General features: G+C 68.1%; 24 protein-coding genes. 2 read left to right on the top strand and 22 right to left on the bottom strand.

Annotated elements, in window-relative coordinates; genetic code table 11:
* Positions 1–55 precede the first annotated feature (55 nt).
* Together V7787_RS34725 and kdsB are read right to left on the bottom strand one after the other, a co-directional pair.
* Positions 56–532 (bottom strand): low molecular weight protein-tyrosine-phosphatase, encoded by a 477-nt coding sequence (locus V7787_RS34725; protein ID WP_336091933.1) that lies wholly within the window; start codon positions 530–532, stop codon positions 56–58.
* Positions 533–535: 3 nt separating this feature from the next.
* Positions 536–1,339: a 3-deoxy-manno-octulosonate cytidylyltransferase gene (gene kdsB / locus V7787_RS34720; RefSeq protein WP_336091931.1), complete on the bottom strand. Its 804-nt coding sequence runs from the start codon at positions 1,337–1,339 to the stop codon at positions 536–538.
* Positions 1,340–1,574: 235 nt separating this feature from the next.
* Here kdsB and V7787_RS34715 point away from each other — a divergent pair, with 235 nt between their 5' ends.
* The gene (locus tag V7787_RS34715) at positions 1,575–2,078 is read left to right on the top strand and encodes a hypothetical protein (RefSeq protein ID WP_336091930.1); all 504 of its coding nucleotides are present in this window, start codon (positions 1,575–1,577) and stop codon (positions 2,076–2,078) included.
* A gap of 82 nt (positions 2,079–2,160) precedes the next feature.
* Here V7787_RS34715 and lpxK read toward each other — a convergent pair whose 3' ends face one another.
* The 16 genes from lpxK to V7787_RS53200 all read right to left on the bottom strand — a co-directional run bounded on the left by lpxK (position 2,161) and on the right by V7787_RS53200 (position 16,755).
* Positions 2,161–3,189 carry a tetraacyldisaccharide 4'-kinase gene (gene lpxK / locus V7787_RS34710; RefSeq protein WP_336091929.1) on the bottom strand — a complete coding sequence of 343 codons (1,029 nt, stop codon included), beginning with the start codon at positions 3,187–3,189 and terminating at the stop codon, positions 2,161–2,163.
* A 76-nt stretch (positions 3,190–3,265) separates the two neighbouring features.
* Positions 3,266–5,020, bottom strand: a complete 1,755-nt coding sequence (gene msbA, locus V7787_RS34705; protein ID WP_336091927.1) for a lipid A export permease/ATP-binding protein MsbA — start codon at positions 5,018–5,020, stop codon at positions 3,266–3,268.
* Entirely contained in the window at positions 5,017–5,466 is a 450-nt protein-coding gene (locus V7787_RS34700) for an ExbD/TolR family protein (RefSeq protein ID WP_336091925.1), read from the bottom strand. The genes msbA and V7787_RS34700 overlap by 4 nt, the downstream gene beginning before the upstream one ends.
* Before the next feature lie 10 nt (positions 5,467–5,476).
* Entirely contained in the window at positions 5,477–6,145 is a 669-nt protein-coding gene (locus V7787_RS34695) for a MotA/TolQ/ExbB proton channel family protein (protein ID WP_336091923.1), read from the bottom strand.
* A 27-nt stretch (positions 6,146–6,172) separates the two neighbouring features.
* Complete coding sequence (locus tag V7787_RS34690; RefSeq protein ID WP_336091922.1) at positions 6,173–8,578, bottom strand: DNA internalization-related competence protein ComEC/Rec2; 2,406 nt, start codon at positions 8,576–8,578, stop codon at positions 6,173–6,175.
* Positions 8,579–8,580: 2 nt separating this feature from the next.
* Positions 8,581–9,360, bottom strand: coding sequence for an ATP-binding cassette domain-containing protein (locus tag V7787_RS34685; protein ID WP_442965344.1), 780 nt, complete (start codon positions 9,358–9,360; stop codon positions 8,581–8,583).
* A gap of 79 nt (positions 9,361–9,439) precedes the next feature.
* A complete protein-coding gene (locus tag V7787_RS34680; protein WP_336091919.1) occupies positions 9,440–10,684 on the bottom strand; it encodes a lipoprotein-releasing ABC transporter permease subunit in 1,245 nt (414 codons plus the stop codon).
* A 135-nt stretch (positions 10,685–10,819) separates the two neighbouring features.
* Complete coding sequence (locus V7787_RS34675) at positions 10,820–11,326, bottom strand: hypothetical protein (RefSeq protein WP_336091917.1); 507 nt, start codon at positions 11,324–11,326, stop codon at positions 10,820–10,822.
* Complete coding sequence (locus tag V7787_RS34670) at positions 11,277–11,549, bottom strand: FAD assembly factor SdhE (protein ID WP_336091916.1); 273 nt, start codon at positions 11,547–11,549, stop codon at positions 11,277–11,279. Before V7787_RS34670 ends, V7787_RS34675 begins: the two co-directional genes overlap by 50 nt.
* Complete coding sequence (locus V7787_RS34665) at positions 11,546–12,199, bottom strand: hypothetical protein (RefSeq protein WP_336091914.1); 654 nt, start codon at positions 12,197–12,199, stop codon at positions 11,546–11,548. The genes V7787_RS34670 and V7787_RS34665 overlap by 4 nt, the downstream gene beginning before the upstream one ends.
* Positions 12,196–12,618, bottom strand: coding sequence for an MAPEG family protein (locus V7787_RS34660; protein WP_336091913.1), 423 nt, complete (start codon positions 12,616–12,618; stop codon positions 12,196–12,198). Before V7787_RS34660 ends, V7787_RS34665 begins: the two co-directional genes overlap by 4 nt.
* 345 nt (positions 12,619–12,963) lie before the next feature.
* On the bottom strand, positions 12,964–13,752 hold the full coding sequence (locus V7787_RS34655; RefSeq protein ID WP_215060381.1) for a succinate dehydrogenase iron-sulfur subunit: 789 nt from the start codon (positions 13,750–13,752) through the stop codon (positions 12,964–12,966).
* A 79-nt stretch (positions 13,753–13,831) separates the two neighbouring features.
* Entirely contained in the window at positions 13,832–15,586 is a 1,755-nt protein-coding gene (gene sdhA / locus V7787_RS34650) for a succinate dehydrogenase flavoprotein subunit (protein WP_336091944.1), read from the bottom strand.
* 42 nt (positions 15,587–15,628) lie between these two features.
* Positions 15,629–16,036, bottom strand: a complete 408-nt coding sequence (gene sdhD, locus V7787_RS34645; protein WP_336091911.1) for a succinate dehydrogenase, hydrophobic membrane anchor protein — start codon at positions 16,034–16,036, stop codon at positions 15,629–15,631.
* Positions 16,033–16,428, bottom strand: a complete 396-nt coding sequence (sdhC, locus tag V7787_RS34640) for a succinate dehydrogenase, cytochrome b556 subunit (protein ID WP_336091909.1) — start codon at positions 16,426–16,428, stop codon at positions 16,033–16,035. The genes sdhD and sdhC overlap by 4 nt, the downstream gene beginning before the upstream one ends.
* Before the next feature lie 123 nt (positions 16,429–16,551).
* Positions 16,552–16,755 carry a DUF1674 domain-containing protein gene (locus tag V7787_RS53200; RefSeq protein ID WP_442965343.1) on the bottom strand — a complete coding sequence of 68 codons (204 nt, stop codon included), beginning with the start codon at positions 16,753–16,755 and terminating at the stop codon, positions 16,552–16,554.
* Between the two features lie 30 nt (positions 16,756–16,785).
* On the opposite strand from V7787_RS53200, the gene ygfZ reads away from it, so the two are divergent.
* The gene (ygfZ, locus tag V7787_RS34635; RefSeq protein ID WP_336091906.1) at positions 16,786–17,658 is read left to right on the top strand and encodes a CAF17-like 4Fe-4S cluster assembly/insertion protein YgfZ; all 873 of its coding nucleotides are present in this window, start codon (positions 16,786–16,788) and stop codon (positions 17,656–17,658) included.
* A 26-nt stretch (positions 17,659–17,684) separates the two neighbouring features.
* Here the strand turns inward: ygfZ and asnB are convergent, their stop codons facing one another.
* The 4 genes from asnB to V7787_RS34615 form a co-directional block, all read right to left on the bottom strand.
* Complete coding sequence (gene asnB / locus V7787_RS34630; protein ID WP_336091905.1) at positions 17,685–19,661, bottom strand: asparagine synthase (glutamine-hydrolyzing); 1,977 nt, start codon at positions 19,659–19,661, stop codon at positions 17,685–17,687.
* 6 nt (positions 19,662–19,667) lie between these two features.
* A complete protein-coding gene (locus tag V7787_RS34625; RefSeq protein WP_336091903.1) occupies positions 19,668–21,983 on the bottom strand; it encodes a thiamine pyrophosphate-dependent enzyme in 2,316 nt (771 codons plus the stop codon).
* A 61-nt stretch (positions 21,984–22,044) separates the two neighbouring features.
* On the bottom strand, positions 22,045–22,686 hold the full coding sequence (locus V7787_RS34620; RefSeq protein WP_336091901.1) for a glutathione S-transferase family protein: 642 nt from the start codon (positions 22,684–22,686) through the stop codon (positions 22,045–22,047).
* Positions 22,683–23,240 carry a GNAT family N-acetyltransferase gene (locus V7787_RS34615; protein ID WP_336091899.1) on the bottom strand — a complete coding sequence of 186 codons (558 nt, stop codon included), beginning with the start codon at positions 23,238–23,240 and terminating at the stop codon, positions 22,683–22,685. Before V7787_RS34615 ends, V7787_RS34620 begins: the two co-directional genes overlap by 4 nt.
* Between the last annotated feature and the right edge of the window lie 157 nt (positions 23,241–23,397).

Raw genomic sequence — 23,397 nt, 5'->3', positions numbered from 1 at the left:
GCCGGGGTGCGGGCGGAGTAAGCGCCGCAACCAGGCCCAACCCCTCAACGCCGCCTCAACGCACCCGCAACTCTTCGCGCAACCGCGCGATCGCCCCATCCGCGGCGCGGTCGAGCAACTGAAACACATGCTCGAACTGAGCCGGCCCGCCGGTGTACGGATCGGGCACTTCGCCATCGGTCACCGTGCCGCACCAATCCAGCAGCAACGCGCTTCGCGCCGTCGCGCCCTTGGGCGCACGCGCGCGCACGTCGCGCAAATTGGCCCGGTCGGCGCACAGCAACCAATCGAACTCGCGATAGTCCGCTGCCGCCAACTGCCGCGCGCGCAACCCGGAAATATCGATCCCGTGTTCGGCGGCATTGGCGATCGAACGCTTATCCGGCGGCTCGCCGATATGCCAGTCGCCGGTGCCGGCCGAATCCAGTTCCACCCGCCCCGCCACCGTCGAAGCGGCGATGCGCGCGCGCAGCACGCCCTCGGCCACCGGCGAGCGGCAGATGTTGCCCAGGCACACCACCAGCAGGCGCATGGCTCAGGCGCCCTCGCCGCCGGACGCGTCCGCCGCGTTCTGCCGCTCGCGCGCCAGATGCGCTTCGGCGCGCAGCAAATCCTCGGGCGTGTCCACGCCGGGCGGAAACGGCTCCGGGGTGATGCCGACCGCGATGCGGTAACCGGCTTCCAGCGCGCGCAATTGTTCCAGCGCTTCGATCTGTTCCAGACGCCCCGGCCGCATCTTGGCGAACTTGCGCAGGAAGCCGGCGCGGTAGCCGTAAATGCCGATATGCCGCAGCCACTCGCCGCCGCCGGGCATGCGCTCGCGGTCCTTGGCGAAGGCGTCGCGCGGCCACGGGATCGGCGCGCGGCTGAAGTACAGCGCATCGCCGTTGCCCGCGCGCACCAGCTTGACCGCGTTGGGGTCGAACAAGACGTCGACCTCGGTCACCGGCGCGGCCAGCGTCGACATCTCCGCGCCGCTGTCGCGCAAGGTCTGGGCGGTGGCGAGGATGCCGGCGGCCGGCGCGAACGGTTCGTCGCCCTGCAGGTTCACCACCACCGTGTCGTCGCGCCAACCGGCCAGGTCGGCGCATTCGGCCAGACGGTCGGTGCCGGACGCGTGTTCGGTCGAGGTCATCGCCACCTGAACTCCGCTGTCCTTGAGCGCTTGGGCGATGCGTTCGTCGTCGGCCGCGACCCAGACTTCGCGTGCGCCGGCCGCCAACGCGCGCCGGGCCACGTGCAGCACCAGCGGTTCGCCGGCCAGCTCGCGCAACGGTTTGCCGGGCAGCCGCGAGGCGGCATAGCGGGCGGGAATGGCGACGACGAAGTCTTGGCTCATGTTCGGCTCCGGATAAGGCGGCCCGCGGCGAAGATCGGGCGAGCGTGCATCATCTCAGATCGTCGGGCGGACGATGTGTGATCGCGCGGGACTGGGCCGGCGCCGCACACACCGCGATGCGCCTGCGATCGCCGCGCCGATGCCGCACGCCAAGGCCACCTTCGTTGAGCCTATCTCCTTGCTGCGCGCCATGAAAACATGGCGGCCGGCCCAGGCATCGCAAAGAGCGCTACCGATGATCGAAATCCAACCGTTGATCGGCGTGGGACCGTTGCGGCTGGGGATGTCGCAAGTCCAGGTCGGCGCGATTCTCGGCCCGCCCGACAGCCTCTGCTTTCCCGAACAGGACGACATCTTCGACGAAGCGCAAGAGCGGGCGTTCTATCGCGGCCAGATCGTGGAAATCCGCGGCCGCGACCAGACCATGGACCTGTTCGATCTGACCTTCGAGAACGACCGCCTGGTGTGCATCAATCTGCGCGGCGACTCGCCGCGGTCGTCGCTCGGCGGCATGGCCTGCAACGGCGACCGCATGCGTCTGCTGGATCTGCTGCGGGTAGGCGATCCGGCCGTGTACATCCGCAGCGACGACTACCTGTTCCTGACCACCGGGCTATGCGTCTCGCGCGCCAAGAACCGCAAGGACATGAACTATCTGCGGCTGTACGACCTGCCCTTCAAGCAACGCCGGTTGGCGTTCGAGCTGTACCAGCCGCACACGGGCGCGTTGATCCCATGATCGTGTCGCCGCGCGGGATCCGATCGCTTCAGCGCGAGAGCCCGCTTCGAGCAACGCCGAAGAGGCCGGATCGGCCGGCCGACTAAAGCAAACGCAGCTTTTCCGCCAGCGACACCCAGAACGCTTCCGGCAATTCGGCCCGCACCGGCACGCTGTAGTACGCGTCGGTGGCGAAGGCGCCCTCGCCGCTCAGCGGAATCTTGACCGCGTCTTTCTCGGTCATCAGCACCGGCAGTTTGCTGCCGAAGGCGAAATCGGATTCGACGTAACGGTGGTGATCGGGAAACGCATGCGGCACCACCGCGATGCCGAGGCCGCGCAGCATGGAGAAATAGCGTTCCGGATCGCCGATGCCGGCGACCGCGTGCACGCGCTGGCCGGCGAAGGCTTCCAGTTTGAGCGGGCGCGCGCCGAGCAAGGGCTGGGCCTGATCGGCGATCAGCCGCATCGGCCACTCGCCGAAGCCGGCGCTCGCGGCCGGATCGGCCGTGGCCGATTGCGCCAGGTTGACCACGCGGAAATCGCACAAGGCCGCGCGCTCGGGCGGTTCGCGCAAGGGGCCGGCCGGCAGCAACTGGCCGTTGCCGTAACGGCGGCGGCCGTCGACCACTTCGATCTCGATGTCGCGCGCCAGGCGGTAATGCTGCAAGCCGTCGTCGCAGATCACGATGTCGCAGCCGGCCGCGGCCAGAGCCTTGGCCGCGGCGGCGCGGTCGCGGTCGGCGCGCAGCTTGACCCCGGTGCGGCGCGCGATCAGCACCGGTTCGTCGCCGCCCAGGCGCGGATCGGTGTCGCGTTCGATCCACAGCGGCGTGGCGATGTCGTCGCGGCCGTAACCGCGGCTGGCGACCCCGGGATTCCAGCCTTCCTGCTTGAGCCGCTGGACCAGGGCGATGGTCAGCGGCGTCTTGCCGGCACCGCCGGCGGTGATGTTGCCGACCACGATCACCGGCGCGCCGGGATGGATGCGGCGCTTGTAGCCCTTGCGGTACAGCGCGCGGCGCAAACCGGTGACCGCGGCGTAGACGCCGGACAACAGCCGCGCGTGCGCGGGCACGGCGCTGTCGTCGTACCAGTACGCGGGCACGCCGTTGCGGTTGTCCGCGCTCATCGGCGCACGCTCGCGAGCGGACAAGACTGCGCGGCGCGAACGCGCGAGGGCGGCATCGGGGCGCGGCGGATATCGGTCATTCGGCTTCGCGGAACTGCATGCGGTGCAGATGCGCGTACAACCCGCCCTGGGCGAGCAGTTCGGCGTGCGAGCCGCGTTCGACGATCCGGCCCTGATCCATCACCAACACCTGGTCGGCGTGTTCGATCGTCGACAGACGATGGGCGATGACCAAGGTGGTGCGGTCCGGCATGAGCCGTTCCAGCGCGTCCTGGACCAGACGCTCGGATTCGGTGTCCAGCGCGGCGGTGGCTTCGTCGAGAATCAGGATCGGCGCGTCCTTGAGCATCGCCCGCGCGATCGCCAGACGCTGACGCTGGCCGCCGGACAGCTTGCCGCCCTTGGCCCCGACCGAGGTCTGCGCGCCTTCGGGCAAGCGGTCGATGAACTCGGCGGCGTTGGCGCCGCGCATCGCCCGATCCAGCGCGGCGTCGTCGGCGTCCTGCATTTCGCCAAAGGCGATATTGGCCGCGATGGTGCCGTCGAACAGCATCACCTGCTGGCCGACCAACGCGATCTGACGGCGCAGATCGGCCAGTTTGTAGTCCTGCACCGGGTGGCCGTCGAGCAGCACCTGGCCGGATTCGGGGTCGTAGAAACGCGGAATCAGCTTGATCAGGGTCGACTTGCCGCTGCCGGACCGGCCGACGATGGCGGTGACCGTGCCCGGCCGGGCGATGAAACTGATATCCGACAGCGCCGGCGAGGTCTGCCCGGGATAGCGCGCGGTGACCGCGCGGAATTCGATCTGGCCCTGGCTGCGCGTGAGTTCGCGGGTGCCGCTATCGGGTTCTTCGACCGCGTCGAGCACGTCGAACAAACGCTCGGCCGAGGCGACGCCGCGCTGGAGCATGTTCTGCACGTTGGTGAGCTGGCGCAGGTTGGGGATCATCGCCATCATCGACAGCATCAACGCAACGAAGCCGCCTGCGCTCAAGCGCCCGTTGAAGGCTTCGTAACCGGCCACCAGCAGCAACACCGCCAGGCCGACCGAGCCCATCAACTGCACCAACGCCGAGGCGATGCTGCGGGTGGATTCGACCTTGAGGCTGAGCTTGAGATAGTGATCGGCGACCGCGGCGTAACGGGCCAGCTCGGATTGCTGAGCGCCGTAGACCTTCACTTCCTGCTGGTTGGACAAGGACTGATCGGCGGCCAGCAACAACTGCGCGCCGCTTTCCTGGATGCGATGGCTGATCCGCCGATAGCGGCGCCCGACCTTGTCCATGACCCAGGCCAGCGGCGGCGCGACCACCAGCACCGCCAAAGTCACCTGCCAGCTGGTCGAGATCATCACCGCGAGCAAACCCAGGGCCTGGGTCGATTGCTGCACCATGACCTTGAGCGCGTCGACCGAGGCCTGCGCGACTTGATCGCTGTCCGAACCCAGGCGCACCAGCATCGACGGCACCGGCTCGGTGTCGAAGCGCGAGCCGGGCATGCGCAGGTACTTGCCGAGCACCTGCACGCGCAGATCGCGGGCGACGCCGCGGCCGGACTTGGCCATGTAGTAATCGGTGACATAGCCGGCGATGCCGCGCAGGACGAACAGGGCGACGATGGTCAGCGGCAGCCAGATCGCCACGCTTTGGTTCTTGGCGATGAAGGTCTGGTTGATGATCGGTTCCATCAACTTGGTGAACCCGGCGCCGGCAGCGGCTTCGATCAACATGCCGATGCCCGCCAGCCACAGCAGGCGGCGGTACGGCCTGGCGAATCGGAGCAGCCGGCGATAGACCCGCCAGGACGAATCGGTTTCGGCCTGCGTCACCGCGCCGACTCCGCGACGGGCTTAGCCGCGTTCTGCGGCGGCGCGGTCGCGCTCATGATCCGACGGAAACCCAATTGGCCGAGCGCGTCGTACACGGTGACCACGGCCTGGTACGGCGTGCGCGCATCGGCGCGCAGCATCACGGTGCGGTCGCGGTCGTTGCCGGCGACCTCGGCGATGGTGCTCTTGAGCGATTCCAGATCGTCGCGCAGCACCTCGCGGTCGCCGACGAAGTAACGGCCTTCGGCGTTGACCAGCACGATCAGCGCCTTGCTGGCGTCGCCCGAGGGCTCGCCGGTGGCGCGCGGCAGTTCCAGCTTGAGCACCGAGCGCGCGTCGAAGGTGGCGGTGACCACGAAGAAAATGATCAGCACCAGAATCACGTCGATCAACGGGACCAGGTTGATCTCGGGTTCGTCGTCGGCGCGATGGTCGCGAATACGCATTGCGGCGACCTCAGCCGGCCTGGCCGCCGGCCAGACGCACCGGCGCGCGCGCCGCTTCGGTCTGGCGCGATTCGGCGGTGCCCGGGGTCAGCACGTCGACCAGGGCGATGGCCTCGTGCTCCATCGCCACGATGTACTCGGCGATGCGGCCGCGGAACCAGCGGTGGGCGATCAGCGCCGGGATCGCCACGATCATGCCGGTGGCGGTGCACACCAGCGCCTTGCCGATGCCGCCAGCGAGCTGGTTGACGTCGCCGATGCCGTGGTCGTTGATGACCATGAACATCTGGATCATGCCGACCACCGTGCCGAACAGGCCCAGCAAGGGGCCGGCGGCGGAAATGGTGCCCAGCGTATTCAGGTAACGCTCCATGCGATGGACCAGATGCCGGCCCACGTCTTCGATGCGCTCGCGGATTTCCTCGCGCGGGCGCTGGCGCACGTCCAGCGCCGCGGCCAGCAGCGCGCCCAGCGGCGCGGTCGCGCGCAGCGATTCGATGTGGGCCGGATCGAGCTTGCCGCTGGCGGCCCAGGCGCGCACTTCCTGGCCCAGACGCGGCGGCAGCACCGCCCGTCGGCGCAGGGTCCACAGCCGCTCGATGATGATCGCCAGGGCCACCGCCGACAGGATCAACAGCGGAATCATCGGCCAACCGCCGGCCTTCACCAGTTCCAGCACTCGCGAACCTCCGGCCCGTGGCCGACTTCAATCCGGCCGATAGGATAGCCCAGGGCCCGCGCGCCGGGTCGCATCCCACAGACGCGGGTGTGTCTGGCGTCGCGTTTCCAGGCCGATCCCGCCGGCGCGCAGACCTACCCGCAGAGCCCCGTCGGCGGCGGTATCGGACGGCCGCGCACCGGCGCCGCGCCAGCGTTCGAGCACGTCCGCGCGCGGGTGGCCGAAGCGGTTGCCGTGGCCGCTGGAGATCAGCGCGTGGCGGGCGCCGGTGGCGCGCACGAAGGCCGGATCGGAGGAACCACCACTGCCGTGATGAGCCACCAGGACCACATCGGCGCGCAAGGAAGCGTCGGCCGACTCGGCCGCGCGGCGGACCAGATCGCGCTCCACCACCTCGCCGATGTCGCCGGTGAGCAAGGCGCTGCCGTGCCTGGTGTCGATCCGCAGCACGCAGCTGGATTCGTTCTTCAAATACGGAAAGTGCTTGGGCGGGTGCAGGAAACGCAGGCGCACGCCGTCCCATTCCCAGCCGGCGCCGGCCTGACAAGGACGCGTGCGCATGCCGTGCACCGCCTCGCCGTCCACGTCGGCCGGCGCGAACGGCGGCGACGTTGGAAATCGCCGCAGCACCGCGGCCATGCCGCCGGCATGGTCGTTGTCGCCGTGGCTGATCACCACCCGATCCAAGCGCCGCACGCCCAAGGCATGCAGCGCCGGCACCACCGCGCGCTCGCCGGCATCGAAGCCGTCGCGCACCGCCGGACCGGCATCGAACAACAGGCTGTGGCGGGCGGTACGCACCAGCACCGACAAGCCCTGCCCCACGTCGATCACCACCAGTTCTGCCTCGCCCGGCGCCGGCAGACGCCGCTCCGGCCACAGCAGCGGCAGCCACAGCAGCGCCGCCAAGGCCTTGCCCGGCGTCCCGCGCGGCAGCAGCAGCCAGAACGCGCCAATCAGCGCCAACGGCAAGGCGAACCACGACGCTTCCGGCAACCACCACAGCGCCAGCGGGCTATCGGCCAAGGCGACGAAGGCCGGCCAGCCCGGCTCGAAACACGCCGCGGCCCAGCGCCAGGCGAACTCGCCGGCGCCGGCATGCACGGCTTCCAAACCGGTTCCCAACAGGGACAGCGGGATCACCAGCAAACTCCACCACGGCACCGCAATCAGGTTCGCCAGCGGCCCAGCCAACGAGGCCTGTCCGAACAAGGCCGCACACACCGGCAGCAAGCCCAGGCTGGCCACACCCTGGGCCGAGACGAAGCCCTGCAGTTGTCGCCGCCAGTAGCTCTGCGCGAGCTCTGCGCCCGGTTGCGATCCGCTCCCGGGCAGGCACCACAGCAACCAGGCCACGCCCAGAAAGCTCAGCCAGAAACCGGCGCCGAGCAGCGCCAGCGGATCGGCCGACAGCATCGCGATCGCGGCCAGGGCCAGCGCGTCGGCGCCGTGCATCGGCCGCCTGAAAATCCGCAGGCCGGCGATCACCGCGATCATCAGCCAGGTGCGTAAGGTCGGCAGCGCGAACCCCACCGCGGCCGCGTACAGCAAACCGCCGAGCATCGCCGCCGCCGAGGCGGCGACCACCGCCGGAATTCGCCGCCCCAACGTTGGCGCCAACCACCATCCAACGCGCGCCAGCAAGGCGAAGAAACCGGCGACCAGCCCCACATGGAAACCGGAGATCGCAATCAGATGGGTCAGACCGTCGGCCCGCAACACCTCCCAATCGCGATCGCTGAGCCCGCGGGTATCGCCCAGTGCCAGCGCGCGCACGAAGCGCGAGCCTTGCGAAGGCACCGCCGCGGCGATGCGGTCGCTGATCGATTCGCGCCACGCACTCAAGCCTTGCGCGGGCGCCAGCAGACGCGCGCGCTCGGGATTGCGCAGATAACCGTTGGCGCTCAGGCGCCGCATCAATGCGTACTTTTCGGCATCCGCGCCACCGGGGTTGCGCAGCCCTCGCGGCGCGCGCACCCGCGCCTGGAAATGCCAGCGCTGTCCGGCTTTAAGTGCGCCACGCGCGCGCGGGTCGTCGTCGTACCACGCCAGCCGCAGCAGCGCGCCGCGCAACGGCGCCGGCTGCGAGATGTCGTCGTCGACGCGGAATTCGATCCGGCTTCGGCGCACCTCGTGCACCGGCAGATCGACGATGCGGCCGCTGACGGCGACGTCGCGTTTCTCCCAATCCGCGGGCAACTGCAGGTCCAACGCGTAGGCCGCATGCAACCCGGCCAGCGCGAACCCGAACCCGGCGATGGCGAGCGGCCGCCATCGCGGCCAACCCCACCACCCGTACCCGGCGGCGATCAGCATCGCCGCCGACATCTGCCACGGACACAGCCACGGCAAGGCCAGCGCGGCGCAGACGCCGGCCAACAGTGCGATCGCGGCTAGTTTTCCGAACGGCGGCGTCCTTGCCGCATCGAGCATGTCTACACCTCGGCGGCGTCCAGTTGCCGCAGCTTGCCCTCGTGCAGTTCCAGCACTCGGTCCAGGCGCCGCGCGAGGCGGCGGTCGTGGGTTACCAGCACCAGGCTGGTGCCCTGCTCGCGGTTCAGCGCGAGCATCAGCTCGAACACCGTCGCCGCGGTTTTCTCGTCCAGATTGCCGGTGGGCTCATCGCCGAGCACGCAGGCCGGGCGATTGATCAGCGCGCGCGCCACCGCGGCGCGTTGGCGTTCGCCGCCGGACAACTCGCCGGGCTTGTGCTGCAAGCGGTGGCCCAAACCGACCGATTCCAGCAAGGCCTTGGCGCGTTCGCGCGCCTGCGCCACCGACGGCGCGTCCACGCTTTCCGAGACCGAGCGCAGCATCGCGCAGGGCAGATCGAAGAAAACGTAGCGCGGAATGCCGAGCACCACCCCGCCCCAGGACCGCTGGCGGCGCGCGCGTACCGAGCGCCCGCTGAGCAGGATCGGCAGCATCACGTTTTCCAGCGCGGTGAACTCGGGCAACAGGTGATGGAACTGATAGATGAAGCCCAGCGATTGATTGCGCAGAATCCCGCGCGAGCGATCCGGCAAATCGTTCATCCGATGGCCGGCGACGAACACCTCGCCCGCGGTCGGCGTGTCCAGGCCGCCGAGCAAATGCAGCAAGGTGCTCTTGCCGGCGCCGGACGCGCCGAGGATGGCCACGGTTTCGCCGCGCTTGACCGACAGGTCCAGGCCGTCGAACACCGGCGTGTGCAGATTGCCTTCCGAATAGGTCATCGCCAATCCCTGGCACGACAACACGATCTCGGACGAGGCCGGGCCGCCGGTCTGCGCGGCGGCGGCGGATTGACGGATATCACTCATAACGCAGCGCCTCCGCCGGTGCCGTGCGCGCGGCGCGCCAGGCGGGATAAATGGTGGCCAGGAACGCCATCGCCAAAGCCACGCAAGCGATCACGATCACGTCGCCGCTGCGCAGATCAGTCGGCAGGCCGGTGATGTAGTAGACGTCTTCCGGCAGCAACTGCACGCCGAGCACCGCTTCGATCGCCTTGAGGATATGCTCCAGGTTCAAGGTCAACACGATGCCGCCGACCACGCCGAGCACCGTGCCGATGATGCCGATCAAGGTGCCCTGCACCACGAAGATCCGCATCACGCTCATCGGGGTGAGGCCGAGGGTGCGCTGGATCGCGATGTCGGCCTGCTTGTCGGTCACCAACATCACCTGCGAGGACACCAGATTGAACGCGCCCATCGCGATGATCAGCGACAGCAGGATCGCCATCACCGTCTTTTCCATCTTCAGCGCGCGGAACATGTTGGCGTTGTCGCTGCTCCAGTCGGTGACCCGATACGGGCCGCCCAGGCTGACCGCCAGATCGCGCGCCACCTCGCCCGCCTGATCCATGTCGTGCAGCTTCAGGCGCACGCCGGTGACGCCGTCGCCCATGCGCAGCACCCGCTGCATGTCGTTCATGTTGACGACGGCCAGGCCCTTGTCGAACTCGTTGTAGCCGGCCTCGAAGATGCCGCTGACGGTGAAGCGCTTGAGCTGCGGCAGCGTGCCCATCGGGCTGCTGCGGCCGTCGGCGAGCATCACCACTACGCCGTCGCCGACCTGCGCGCCCATCCACAGCGCGAGTTCCTTGCCCAGCACGATGTTGAAGCTGCCGGGCGTGAGCGAATCGAGCTTGCCTTCGACCATCTTGTCGGCCAGCACCGACACCTTGCCTTCTTCGGCCGGGACCACGCCGCGGATGATCGCCGGCTGTTGCCGCGTCGCCGACAGCAGCGCCTCTTTTTCCACGTACGGCGCGGCGCCGATCACCCGGGTGTCGGCCATGGCCTTGTCGACCGCGAGCCGCCATTCGGTCAGCGGCTCGCCGTAGGCGCTGACGGTGGCGTGCGCCGCCATCTGCAGCATGCGGTCGCGGATTTCGCGCTGGAAACCGCTCATCACCGCCAGGGTGGTGATCAGCGCGGTCACGCCCAGGGCGATGCCGGCGATCGAGGCCAACGAAATGAACGAAATGAAGCCGTTGCGGCGTTTGGCGCGCAGATAGCGCAGGCCGATGGCTACTGAAATGGGTTTGAACATCTAGGGATTCGGGCTTCTAGGTTCGAAATGGAGGATTCGCGAAAGCGTCGGCGGTTGGGTCGGTTCTGGTCGCGGGCTCGATCCGGCGGTTTTCGCGTGGGCCAATCGCCGATCTGAGTCTCGAATCCAGGCCGCTCATGGTGCCATCGAACTCGGACCACGCGCAGGCTCTAAGACCGCGACGGCCAGCCGTAGTTCACGGCGGCCGCCGGCGTCGAGCGTGTCCGGCCACCACGACAGGCGCAGGCGACGGCCGTCCGGGCCTACGGCATCGAGCCGGGCCAGCCAGCCGCGCCAATGCAGGCGCAGGTCCGAGACCGGGATATCGTCGAGGGTGGCGCGGCCGCCGGAGATCGTCAGCGACCGCGCCGGGCGGACGGCTTCACGACGGGCGGACCACAGTCCCCGGCCCAGGGTCAGGATCGCGAGCGGCCAGGCCGCGGCTGCGGGCAGCTCGCTGGCCAATACCGAGAAGGCCGCCAGCGCCGCCAGTACGATCAATCCCGCGCACAGCAGCCGCGAAGGCCGCCAGCGCAAACGGCATGCGCCCGTCGCCGGCGCGGGCTTGGCGCCAAGCGCGCTTACCGACCGCTCAGGGCGGCAGTTGGCGGATGAAGCCGACGAGTTCTCGCAACTGCGCATCGTGGGCGTCCTCGTGGCCCATGAACCAGTGCCAGAGCTTATCGTCCTCGGTTTCCAGCAACCGTAGGAAAACCCCGCGCTGGGCTTCGGAAGCCTGCCTCCATTCGCGGTCGAGATAGCGCCCGAGCAACTGATCCAACTCGCGCATGCCGCGCCGGCAACGCCAGCGCAGGCGCCGCAGTTCGAGTTCGTCGCGCTCGGCGGCGGACAGTTCTTCGTTCACGGTGCGCTCTCCGATGTTTGCGCCGAAGCGATCATCGCGCACAAGCCGCTCGGACGGCGCGCGCAATAGCCGTCGACCTCGCGTTTGAGCGCGGCGTCGCGGTTCAATGCCGTCGCCGCGGCGGCGAACAATTCCGGTCCGAACGAATCGCCCAGGGCGTCGCCGAGCTTGCCCTGCAAGTCGCCCGCGGCGAAAGCCTGATGCGCCTGCCATTGCGCTTCGCCGCCGCGTTCGCGGATGCATTCGCCGACCAGCGGCGTTCCGGGCGCGTCGTGCACGCAGCTCAACTCGGTCTGGCCGGCGGGACTGCGGAAATACGCCAAACCTTCGGCGATCTGGGCGCGGTCGAATTGCCCGGCCAGCCGCTGCGCGGCCTGCGCGGAAATCGCCTGCATCGGCGTCGCCGCGAGCCAGCGCTGCAGCAAGGCGGCGTCGCCGGCCTCGCGCGGTTCCCCGGCAACGGGCTGCTCGTTGATCAGCAGCAGCATCCGCCGCATCAGGTTTTCGAATCGCATGGTCTCGAGCAGGTCGCGCGCTTGCGCCACCTCGGTCTGCGGGGCCGCTGGCGCCGACGAATCGGCGGCCATCGCCGATCCGGCGCACAGCAGGCCGCCCAGGAGCGTCGCGAATCCGCTGGTCGAAGCGATCATGCGCAGAACAAACCCACGGCCAGACGGATCCACAACAGCCACAGCATCAAACCGCCGGCGGCATAAGCGAAAAAACGGTGCATGACTTTGTTGTACGTGCATTGGATGTAGCTGTGGGCGATGCGCATCGCCACGAACGCCCAGGCCAAGGTCAAGGTGAGCGCATCGGTGAAGCCGTTGAACGCCGCCACGCACAGCGCCAGGTAGAACAGCACCGGCAGCTCGAACAGGTTGCGGAAGTTGTCGGCCGCGGTCGATTCGGTCAAGCGGGTGATCGCTTGCGCGGAAGTGGCGACCGCCTGCGGGTGGATGCGGTCGCGGCGCATCTGGCCGATGCGCACATGGAACATGCGCAGCCATACGATGCAGGTCAACGCGGCCATCGCCAATGCGGGGAAGAAGATCGCTTTCGTATCCATTCGGTCGCCTCGCTGCTGTGTGATTTGCGCGTATTCGCTCTTCGCCCGTCATCCCCGCGAAGGCGGGGGTGAACGGATGCCGCTTGCGAGCCACTGGCTCGCGCATTCGTGAACGCCACGGCGCTTGCGCCGTGGCCGGGCCGCAGAGACTTCAGAGTCCTGTCGCGATAAAGCCCTGGATCCCCGCCTTCGCGGGGATGACGGGCGTTAAAGCCTCGCCCTATCGTCCCTTACCCGCGCCCCGGATGGCATCGCACCAACGGCCAAGGCCCGCTCGCGAAAACGCCGCCGCCGGATCGTCCGGGCGGCGGCGTCGAGGCGGTCGGAACCGGCCGGATTCAGCGATCAGACCCGGCGGGCCAACATCAGCTTCTTGATCTCGCCGATCGCCTGCGCCGGGTTCAAACCCTTCGGGCAGGTGCGGGCGCAGTTCATGATGGTGTGGCAGCGGTAGAGCTTGAACGGGTCTTCCAGATCGTCCAGGCGCGCGCCGGTGTCTTCATCGCGCGAGTCGATGATCCAGCGGTAGGCCTGCAACAGGATCGCCGGGCCCAGGTAACGGTCGCCGTTCCACCAGTAGCTCGGGCAGCTGGTCGAGCAGCACGCGCACAGGATGCATTCGTACAGGCCGTCGAGCTTCTTGCGGTCCTGCGGCGATTGCAGGCGCTCGCGGTCGGACGGGGTCGCGCTCTGGGTGCGCAGCCACGGACGGATCGAGGCGTACTGCGCGTAGAAGTGGGTCAGATCCGGAACCAGATCCTTGACCACGCCCATGCTCGGCAGCGGATACACCGGCACGTCGCTCTTGGCGTCGCCGCAATCGGCGATGGCGCGGGTGCAGGCCAGGGTGTTGGTGCCGTCGATGTTCATCGCGCACGAACCGCAAATGCCTTCGCGGCAGGAGCGGCGGAAGGTGAGGGTCGGGTCGATCTCGTTCTTGATCTTGATCAACGCGTCCAGAACCATCGGACCGCAAGTCGCCAGGTCCACCTCATAGGTGTCCACTCGCGGGTTCATGCCGTCGTCGGGGTTCCAGCGATAGACCTTGAAGGTGCGCGGCTGCTTGGCGCCGGGCGTCGGCCAATGGCGGCCCTTCTGGATCTGCGAATTTTTCGGTAGTGCGAACTGAGCCATGCTGGCGATCTCTGGGCTGGCGGCGGTACTGAAGGGTTTGGATTGCCGGCGCGCGACGGGCGCGCGCCCGGAACTCCGATCAGTACTTGCGTTCCTTGGGCGGCACGTAGGCCACGTCGTCGGTCAGGGTGTAGTTGTGCACCGGACGGTAGTCGATGCTGGTCGTACCCTTTTCGTCGACATAGCACAGGGTGTGCTTCTGCCACTCGGCGTCGTTGCGCGTGGGGAAGTCCTCGCGGGCGTGCGCGCCGCGCGACTCGGTGCGGTTCTCGGCCGAGACGATGGTGGCCAGGGCCTGGCTGAGCAGGTTGGACAGCTCGTAGGTCTCGATCAGGTCCGAGTTCCAGATCAGCGAACGGTCGCTGACTTTGACGTCGGCGAATAGCGCGTGGATCTCGCGCATCTTGCGCACGCCGTCGCTGAGCGTTTCGCCGGTGCGGAACACCGCGGCGTCGGCCTGCATGGTGCGCTGCATCTTGTCGCGGATCACCGAGGTCGGGGTGCTGCCGTTGGCGTTGCGCAGCTTGTCCAGGCGCGCCAGCGCCGCGTCGCAGGCGTCGGCCGGCAACTTGGCGTGGGCGCCGCCGGGCTTGATCGTCTCGGCGCAACGGTTGGCGACGGCGCGGCCGAACACCACCAGATCGAGCAGCGAGTTCGAACCCAGGCGGTTGGCGCCGTGCACCGACACGCAGGCGGCTTCGCCGATGGCGTACAGGCCTTCGACCACCGCGTCCGGGTTGCCGTCCTTCAACTGCACCACTTCGCCGTGGTAGTTGGTCGGAATCCCGCCCATGTTGTAGTGCACGGTCGGGATGACCGGGATCGGCTCCTTCTCCACATCGACGTTGGCGAAGATGCGCGCCGATTCGGCGATGCCGGGGAGCTTTTCGTGGATCACTTCCGGGCCGAGGTGGGTCAGGTCGAGCAGGATGTGGTCCTTGTGCTCGCCGACGCCGCGGCCTTCGCGGATTTCGATGGTCATCGAACGGCTGACCATGTCGCGCGGCGCCAGATCCTTCACGCTCGGCGCGTAGCGCTCCATGAAGCGCTCGCCGTTGCTGTTGCGCAGGATGCCGCCCTCGCCTCGCACGCCTTCGGTGATCAGGCAGCCGGCGCCGTAGATGCCGGTCGGGTGGAACTGGACGAACTCCATGTCCTGCAGGCCCAGACCGGCGCGCAGGGCCATGCCGCCGCCGTCGCCGGTGCAGGTGTGGGCCGAGGTCGCCGAGAAATACGCGCGGCCGTAGCCGCCGGTCGCCAGCACCGTGCCCTGGGCGCGGAACAGGTGCAGGGTGCCTTCGGCCATGTCCAGCGCGAGCACGCCGCGGCAGGCGCCGGTCTCGTCCATGATCAGGTCGAGGGCGAAGTATTCGATGAAGAACTGGGCGTCGTGCGCCAGCGACTGCTGGTACAGCGTGTGCAGGATCGCGTGGCCGGTGCGGTCGGCCGCGGCGCAGGTGCGCTGCGCCGGCGGGCCTTCGCCGTACTTGGTGGTCATGCCGCCGAACGGGCGCTGGTAGATCTTGCCCTCGTCGGTGCGCGAGAACGGCACGCCCTGGTGTTCGAGTTCGATGATGGCCGGGATGGCCTCTTTGCACATGTACTCGATCGCGTCCTGATCGCCCAACCAGTCCGAACCCTTGACGGTGTCGAAGAAGTGGTAGCGCCAGTCGTCCTCGCCCATGTTGGCCAGCGCGGCGGAGATACCGCCCTGCGCGGCGACGGTGTGCGAGCGGGTCGGGAACACCTTGGTGATGCAGGCGGTCTTCAGGCCCTTCTGGGCCAGACCGAAGGTCGCGCGCAAACCGGCGCCGCCGGCGCCGACCACGACCATGTCGAACTTGTGTTCTTGGATCTTGTAAGCAGAGGCCACGACTCAGGCTCCCAACGCGATGCGGATGATGGCGAGCACGCTGGCCAGGGCCGCGAGTACGCAAACGAAAACGACGGCGATCTGCGAGGCCGTGCCCAGCAGGCCGTGGACGTAGTCCTCGATGATCACCTGCAGGCCGAGCTTGGCGTGCCAGAACATCGCGATCACGAACGCGCTCAGCAGCACCGCGTTGCAGGGATTGGCGACCGAGGCGCGGACGCTGGCGTAATCGCCGCCGATCCACGACACGATCAGGCCCAGCACGTACAAGGTCAGGAACACCAACGCGATCGCGGTGACCCGCTGGACGATGAAGTGGTGGGTGCCGTCTTTGGCCGACCCCAGACCGCGCGCGGTCTTGAGCGGGTTGCGCAGGCTGCGTCCGCTTTCGCTTCCGATCTTGGTGCTCATGCGCCACCTCGCGACATCATGGCGACGATCCAGATCAATGCGGTCAGCACCAGGCTGCCGATGACGCTGATCCAGCCGTTACGGATGAAGGTCTCGACCTTGTAGGCATAGCCCGCGTCCTGGACCAAGTGGCGGATGCCGTTGATCAGGTGGTAGGCGAAGGCCCAGGTCCAGCCGAACAGAATCAGAAAGCCCAGCGGCGAGCGCGCGCAGGCGGTGAATTGCGCCCACGACTCCGGGCCGGCCGCCAACGCGACCAGGGCCCAGGCGATCAGCAGGCCGCCGACGGCGAGGATCACACCGGTGGTCCGGTGCAGGATCGAGGTCACCATCTGAATCTGCCAGCGGTAAACCTGCAGATGAGGTGATAAGGGTCGTTCGCGGTTCGCCATTAGCGTGGCAATCTCGGCTGGGCGGCGGCGCCGCGTGGCGGGAAGCGTGGGAGCGCTGTGGGTGGGGTGTGTGCTTGAAATGCGCGGTCGTTGCCCGGATCTAACAGGCTTGCAGCAAGCCAGCTAGAAATCGATGCAACGGCCGTTCTTTTCCCAGTCGCCGTAGCGGGTCGGCTCGAGGCCCTCGCGACCACCGTGCTCTTTCGGAGCATGCTCCTTGGGAGCGTCCTTGGCGGAAGGCGATTGGCCTCCCGCATCGGAAACGGGAGTCGCCGGGGTCTCGGACGCTTGGTCCGAACGTGCTTCCGGGGTGGTTTCGCCTATCATCACAGCGTTAAATATTAAGTCCCGCCCCCCATGCCTGACAACCCGCAAGCCTTGCCCGGACAGGCCTTCGCCCTGCCCGATCACTATTTGATCGCCCTGGAGGGCCGCGATGCGGCCGCTTTCGCCCAGGCGCAGTTCATGAACGATGTCAAAGCCTTAGCCGACGGCCATTGGCAATGGAGCGGCTGGCTGACGCCCAAGGGCCGGGTGATCGCCCTGTTCGCTTTGCTGCGCCTGTCGGATCAATCGATCCGGCTGCTGCTGCCCGATGCCGACGCGACGGCGCTGGTGGAATCGCTGAAACGATTCGTATTCCGCAGCAAGCTGACGATCGCTCTGAGTGAAGACCAGGTGATCGAAGGCCGCTTCGCCGCGCCGACGCAGGCGCGCGGCTCGGCGATCGGCGGCGATGAGGCCTCCGGCCTGGAACTGGATTTCAGCGGCGAAGGCGGCGCGCGCAGCCTGCGCGTCGTCGCCGGACCGGGCGCCGCCGCCGATGAGGCCGCACAGGCGCGCTGGGCGCAGGCGGACGTGGCGCACGGCTTGCCGCGCTTGCCGGCTTCGCAGCGCGAACAATGGACGCCGCAGCAGCTCTCGCTGGAGCGGCTGCGCGCTTTCAGCGTCAAGAAGGGCTGCTATCCCGGCCAGGAAATCGTCGCGCGCACCCATTTCCTCGGCAAGGCCAAGCGCGGGCTGGTGTTGTTCGAAAGCCCGGCCGAGGTCGCCGCCGGCGCGGAAGTGCGCGGCGAAGCGGCGGTGTTGGGTACGGTGGCTTCCAGCGCGAGCGCGGAGAACCGCCATTTGGCGCTGGCGGTGTTGCCGCTGGATCGCGCCGAAGGGCCGGCGAGCATCGATGGTCATGCGGTGAGCGAACAAGCGCTGCTGGCCGGACTGGAACGCTGAGGCGACGCTCCTACAGGGGGCGAGCCCTATAACCCGCCTTCGCCGTGCGAGTTGCGCGCCATCGCCTCGCCGGCCAGATTGCGCTGTTCGCGCCAATACTGATGCCAGGCCTGGAACATCAGCACGTTCCACAAATGCGTGTGCCAGCGCTTTTCGCCATCGACGAACGCGCGCCACAGGCCGCCGACCAGATCGGCGTCGAAGTAGCCTTCCGCGCGCAAGCGCTGCGGGTCGAGCAAGGCCTCGGCCCAGTCGCGCAGATCGCCGCGCAACCACTGCGACACCGGCGCGCCGAAACCGCGTTTGCCGCGGTCGACCATGGCATCGGGCAGATAGCGCTTGAGCACGCGCTTGAGCAAGTGCTTGCTGCCGTCCTCGCCGCGCTTGTACGCCAGCGGCAGCGACCAGGCGAATTCGGCCACGCCGGTGTCCAGCAACGGCGCGCGCGCTTCCAAGCCCACCGCCATGCTCGCCCGGTCGACCTTGCACAGCAGATCGTCGGGCAAGTACACGCTGTAGTCGGCCAGCATCATCGCGTCGGCCGGGGTGCCCTGCCCGTGCAGCGGCTCGGCCAGGTCGTATAGCGTCGGCCGCAGTTTCGAACCCGGCACCGCCGCTTCGGGGAAGCGCCAGCGCACGATCCGGTTGCGGTACACATCGCCGATCCCGCGCGCGCCCATCTCGGCCGCGAACGCGGCGAAACCGCCGGCGCGCGAGGCTTCGCCGTGGCCGCGCGCCGATCTGGCCAGCCAGTCGCGCAGCGACTGCGGCACCCGCTGCAACAAACGCAGATTGCGCAGCGCGCGCTCGTAACGCTTGTAGCCGAAGAACAATTCATCGCCGCCGTCGCCCGACAGCGCCACCGTGACCAGGCTGCGCGCCAGCGTGCACACCAGCGCGGTCGGCACCTGCGAGGCGTCGGCAAAGGGTTCGTCGAACATCGCCGGCAACCGCGGCACCACCGCCAACGCGTCGGTGCCGCTGACGTACAGCTCGGTGTGGGCGGTGCCCAGGTGCCGCGCCACTTCCAGCGCCAGCGGCGCTTCGTCGTGGTGCGAGCCTTCGAAGCCGATGGTGAAGCTCTGCACCGGCTTGCTGCTGAGCGCCTGCATCAGCGAGGTCACCACCGAAGAATCGGTGCCGCCGGACAGGAACACCCCGACCGGCACGTCGGCGACCATGCGCAGGCCGACCGCTTCGCGCAGCAGCTCATCGAGCCGGTCCTCGGCCGAATCCAGGTCGCCGTCGAACGGTTGCGCGATCGCCTCGGCCATGCGCTCGCTGGCCTGCCAGTAGCGGCGCTGATCGCGCTCGGGGTTGTGCATGCCCGGGCCGGCCGCGACCGCGCAGGAATCGAAGCGCAGCAAGGCGCCCGGCATCAGTTTGAAAGTGTCGGTGTGGATGCAGTACGGCGACGGCACGTAGTCGTAGCGCAGCAACAGCGCCAACGCATCGCGGTCGACGCCGTTGTCGAAATCCGGATGCCGCCACAAGGCCTTGAGTTCGGAACCGAACACCAGGGTCTCGCCGGCCCAGCCGTAGTACAGCGGCTTCTTGCCGACCCGATCGCGCGCCAGCCACAACTCGCCGCGCTGCCGGTCCCACAGCGCCATCGCGAACATGCCGTTGCAGCGGGCGATGGCCGCGTCCACGCCCCACTCCACCACCGCGGCCAGCAACACCTCGGTGTCGGAGTGGCCGCGGAAACTGCGGCCGAGCGCGAGCAATTGCTCGCGCAGTTCGGCGAAGTTGTAGATCTCGCCGTTATAGGCGACCACATAACGGCCGTCGGCCGAGGCCATCGGCTGATGGCCCAGCGGCGACAGGTCCAGGATGCTCAGGCGCCGGTGCGCGAGCGCGATACCGGCCTGCGGATCGGCCCAGACGCCGTCGTCGTCCGGGCCGCGATGGCGCAGCGCATCGCCCATCGACGCGGCCAGCGCCTGCAGGTGCTCGAGATCGAGATCCTTGCGCGGACGCAGCAGCCCGGCCAGCCCGCACATCGGCGATCAGCCCTGCGCCAGCGCGTCGGCGGCGCGGACGATGTCGTCCTCGCCGGGAATCACCAGGAACGCCGCGCCGGCCAGCGGCGTGTAGGTATCCACGCCGACCACCCGCTGCATCGGCACTGCGCCCAGGCCGGCTTCGGCCAGCGCGGTGATCACGCCCTCGCCGACGCCGGCGCTGCGCCGGCCTTCGTCGACCACGATGATGCGCTTGGCGCCGCGCGCCTGTTCGGCGATGTAGGCGTCGTTGAGCGGCACCAGCCAGCGCAGGTCGACGACCCGGGTTTTCCAGCCGCGGGCCTGTTCGATCTGTTTGGCCGCGCGCAGGCTCATCGGCACGCCGTTGCCGTAACTGAAAATCACCAGATCCTTGCCTTCGCCATAAGTACGGCCTTCGCCCAGGGTCATCGCTTCGGTTGGCGCAGGATACGAGGTCAGCCACTGGCCGTCGCCGGCCTCGTACAAGTCCTTGGTCATGTACAACGCAATCGGCTCCAGGAACACGGCCACGCGGCCGTCGACCTTGGCCAGCGCGGTCAGCGTGCGCAGCATCGTCGCCGCGTCGTCGCCGCGCGAGGGGCAGCCGACCACCAGGCCGGGGATGTCGCGCAGCGCGGTGATCGAGTTGTCGTTGTGGAAATGGCCGCCGAAACCGCGCTGATAACCCAGGCCGGCGATGCGCACCACCATCGGGTTGCGGTATTGGTTGTTGCTGAAGAACTGCAGCGAGGCCGCTTCGCCGCGGATTTGGTCGCAGGCGTTGTGGAAATAGGCCAGGTACTGGATTTCCGGAATCGGCAGCAGGCCGACGTTGGCGAAGCCCTGGGCCATGCCCAGAATCATGGTTTCGTCGAGCAAGGTGTTGAACACCCGGCGCGGGCCGAACGCCTTCTGCAAGCCCTTGGTGACGGTGTAGACGCCGCCCTTCTGCGCTACGTCCTCGCCGAACAGCAGCGTTTCCGGGTACTTGGCGAAGATGTCGTGCAGGGCGTTGTTGATCTGGATCGCCAGATGCCGCGGCGGCTGGTTTTCCGGCAGCTTGGCCTCGCCGCCGAACACTTCCAGGCGGCGCTCGGCGAAATCGGCGCGCGACGCTTCCTGCGCCACCGCCGCCGGCGTGTACGGCGCCAACGGCGCGATCACTTCGTTCAAATCGTCGAGCTTGGGCCGGCGATCGGCCTCCTCGGCCGCGGCGAAGCAGCGCTTGCGCGTGGCTTCGTACAGATCCAGCACGTCGTCTTTCGACATCAAACCCGATTCCAGCGCGATCGCCGCCGAACGCAGCAACGGGTCGCTGGCCTCGACCGCGCACAGTTCCTCGACCGAACGCCATTCGATTTCGAAGTCGGTACCGGCGTGGCCCATGATCCGGGTGGTGCGCAGGTGCAGGAAGGTCGGCCGGCGGCTGCGGCGGCAATGTTCGACCGCGCGCTGCACGTCGCCGTAACCGTTGGCCAGGTCCAGGCCGTCGGCGGCGAAATAATCCAGGCCGTCCATGTTGCGGAAGCGGTTGCCGATCCAGCCGCCCGGGGTCTTGACCGAAATGCCGATGCCGTTGTCTTCGCACACGAACAACACCGGTGCCGGCAGCTTCTGGTACGCGGTCCAGGCCGCGGCGTTGAACGCGGTCTGGGCGGTGGCGTGATTGGCCGAGGCGTCGCCGAAGGAGCAGATGGCGATGCTGTCGTCGGGAATCGGCAGCGCGTGGCCGAGGCGGCGGCCGGTTTCGATCGCCACCGCGGTGCCCAGCGCCTTGGGCAGGTGCGAGGCGATGGTCGAGGTCTGCGGCAGCACCCACAACGGCTTGCTGCCCCATACCTTGTGGCGCCCGCCCGAGGCCGGGTCGTCCTTGCTGGCGGCGAAGGACAGCGCCGAATCCATCACCGGATCCATGCCCGGCAACTTGCGGAAGCGTTCGGCCATGAAGCCGCCGCTGCGGTAATGCAGGAACGCCGGATCGGTGTGGCGGGCCAGCCGCGCGACCATCGCATTGCCTTCGTGGCCGCTGGAACCGATGGTGTAGAAGACCTTGTTCTGCACCCGCAGCACCCGCGCCATCAAGTCCAGATGGCGGCTGATCAACTGCGATTCGAACAACTCGCGGAAACCGCGCGCGTCCAGCGCGCTGCCCTCCAGGATGGCTTCGTCGGCGGCCGGGCGCGCGTCGGCGCGGCCGTTCCAGGCTTTGACGAACTCGACGAAATTGACGTCGCAGATCTCGGCCCGGTTGAGGCCCTTCATCCGCGCCGGAATCGGCTGGGCCACCGGATTGAAGTTCGGCACGCTGCTGAAGATCGGGGACTGCGGTTGCGCTGACATCGGACACTCCGCCGCCCGCATGCGGGCCGGCTCAACGGTTGGAAGGAATCGTAAGGGCGAATCAATCGGTCTGTGCGATCCGTCGCGCGGCCTGCGCGTCGGGTTCGGGCAAGGCGAGGAAACCCGGCGTCGCGCGCACCCGCGCCAGCCAGGCGCGCAGCGCCGGATACGCGTCCAGGGCGATGCCGCCGTGCGGGGCGACGTCGGTGTAGGCGAACAAGGCGATATCGGCGATGCCGTAAACATCGCCGGTGAACCATGCGTGAGTTTGCAGATGCCGCTCCATCACCGCCAACGCGCAATGGCCGCGCTCGCGCAGCATCGGCAGCTCGGCCCGGCGCGGCGAATCCTCCGCGGTCCAGCCGGCGATGAAACGGGCTACGGCGATGTACGGTTCGTGGCTGTATTGCTCGAAGTTCATCCAGCTCAGCGCCTGCGCGCGTTGCCACAGATCGGACGGCAGGAACTCGCTGCCGTCGGCAAGGTAGTACAGGATCGCGTTGGATTCGCTGAGGGTACGGCCGTCGCCGAACTCCACCACCGGCACCTTGCCGTTGGGATTGAGCGCGAGGAACTGCGGCGTGCGGGTCTGGCCCTGGCTGCTGTCGACCTCGACCCACTGGTAACGCTCGCCCAGTTGCTCCAGCAGCAAGCGCAGCTTGTGGCAATTGCCCGAGGGCGAGAAACCGTGGACGGTGATCACGCCGCCGCTCCGGCCTTGCGCCGCGCGCGCCACTCTTCGGCGGACTGGCCCCAGACCTCGACTTCTTTTTCGTCGAACGGCACCGGCAGCCGGCCTTGGCGCAGGTAGCGCGAGCCGAGTTTGGCGGCCACGCGCTTGGACGGCAGGTTGCCGGCATCGATGGTGTGGATGATCTCGGTCCAGCCCAGGTGCTCGACCGCCCAATCCATCGCCGCGGCGGCGCCTTCGCTGGCGTAGCCCTTGCCGCCGACGCTTTCGATCACGCCCCAGCCCACTTCGGTGCCCGGCCAACCGTCCGGCTGCCAGGGGCCGAGCCGGCCGATCCAGCGGCCGCTGTCTTTTTCGATGATCGAGAAGAAGCCGTAACCGAGCGCGGCCCAGGAGCCGATCACCGACATCAGGCCGCGCCAGGCCAACGGCCGCGGCTGCGGGCCGCCGATATAGCGCAGGTAGTCGCCGGCGTTCATGAATTCGGCCCAGGCGTCGAAATCTTCCATGCGCGGCGGACGCAGGATCAGGCGCGGCGTTTCCAGCTGGATATCGGGAATCGTCATCACGGTCGCGTACTCCTGCTGCGCATCGATGCCCTGCTTCGCTTTTGGAGCCCCTCTCCCGCTTGCGGCGCCCGAAGGGTGTGCAAGGCTGAGAGGGGTTGGGGTGAGGGCGTGCGGTACTGCCAGTTGCGCGATTTCGCGCGCCCTCATCCGGCCC

It is taken from the genome of Pseudomonas sp. CGJS7 (assembly GCF_036961695.1).
This window is presented reverse-complemented; position numbering and strand designations above follow the sequence as displayed.

What these genes read in the sequence shown, in the direction of transcription:
- sdhD (WP_336091911.1), bottom strand. Translation starts at nt 16,036, where the DNA reads ATGAGCACCAAGATCGGAAGCGAAAGCGGACGCAGCCTGCGCAACCCG.
- ygfZ (WP_336091906.1), top strand. Translation starts at nt 16,786, where the DNA reads ATGCCTGACAACCCGCAAGCCTTGCCCGGACAGGCCTTCGCCCTGCCC.
- V7787_RS34665 (WP_336091914.1), bottom strand. Translation starts at nt 12,199, where the DNA reads ATGATCGCTTCGACCAGCGGATTCGCGACGCTCCTGGGCGGCCTGCTG.
- sdhC (WP_336091909.1), bottom strand. Translation starts at nt 16,428, where the DNA reads ATGGCGAACCGCGAACGACCCTTATCACCTCATCTGCAGGTTTACCGC.
- V7787_RS34685 (WP_442965344.1), bottom strand. Translation starts at nt 9,360, where the DNA reads ATGACCTATTCGGAAGGCAATCTGCACACGCCGGTGTTCGACGGCCTG.
- lpxK (WP_336091929.1), bottom strand. Translation starts at nt 3,189, where the DNA reads ATGAGCGCGGACAACCGCAACGGCGTGCCCGCGTACTGGTACGACGAC.
- V7787_RS34700 (WP_336091925.1), bottom strand. Translation starts at nt 5,466, where the DNA reads ATGCGTATTCGCGACCATCGCGCCGACGACGAACCCGAGATCAACCTG.
- V7787_RS34675 (WP_336091917.1), bottom strand. Translation starts at nt 11,326, where the DNA reads ATGCGCAGTTGCGAGAACTCGTCGGCTTCATCCGCCAACTGCCGCCCT.
- asnB (WP_336091905.1), bottom strand. Translation starts at nt 19,661, where the DNA reads ATGTGCGGGCTGGCCGGGCTGCTGCGTCCGCGCAAGGATCTCGATCTC.
- V7787_RS34655 (WP_215060381.1), bottom strand. Translation starts at nt 13,752, where the DNA reads ATGGCTCAGTTCGCACTACCGAAAAATTCGCAGATCCAGAAGGGCCGC.
- V7787_RS53200 (WP_442965343.1), bottom strand. Translation starts at nt 16,755, where the DNA reads ATGATAGGCGAAACCACCCCGGAAGCACGTTCGGACCAAGCGTCCGAG.
- V7787_RS34690 (WP_336091922.1), bottom strand. Translation starts at nt 8,578, where the DNA reads ATGCTCGATGCGGCAAGGACGCCGCCGTTCGGAAAACTAGCCGCGATC.
- V7787_RS34715 (WP_336091930.1), top strand. Translation starts at nt 1,575, where the DNA reads ATGATCGAAATCCAACCGTTGATCGGCGTGGGACCGTTGCGGCTGGGG.
- V7787_RS34725 (WP_336091933.1), bottom strand. Translation starts at nt 532, where the DNA reads ATGCGCCTGCTGGTGGTGTGCCTGGGCAACATCTGCCGCTCGCCGGTG.
- kdsB (WP_336091931.1), bottom strand. Translation starts at nt 1,339, where the DNA reads ATGAGCCAAGACTTCGTCGTCGCCATTCCCGCCCGCTATGCCGCCTCG.
- V7787_RS34625 (WP_336091903.1), bottom strand. Translation starts at nt 21,983, where the DNA reads ATGTCAGCGCAACCGCAGTCCCCGATCTTCAGCAGCGTGCCGAACTTC.
- V7787_RS34680 (WP_336091919.1), bottom strand. Translation starts at nt 10,684, where the DNA reads ATGTTCAAACCCATTTCAGTAGCCATCGGCCTGCGCTATCTGCGCGCC.
- V7787_RS34660 (WP_336091913.1), bottom strand. Translation starts at nt 12,618, where the DNA reads ATGGATACGAAAGCGATCTTCTTCCCCGCATTGGCGATGGCCGCGTTG.
- V7787_RS34615 (WP_336091899.1), bottom strand. Translation starts at nt 23,240, where the DNA reads ATGACGATTCCCGATATCCAGCTGGAAACGCCGCGCCTGATCCTGCGT.
- sdhA (WP_336091944.1), bottom strand. Translation starts at nt 15,586, where the DNA reads ATGGTCGTGGTCGGCGCCGGCGGCGCCGGTTTGCGCGCGACCTTCGGT.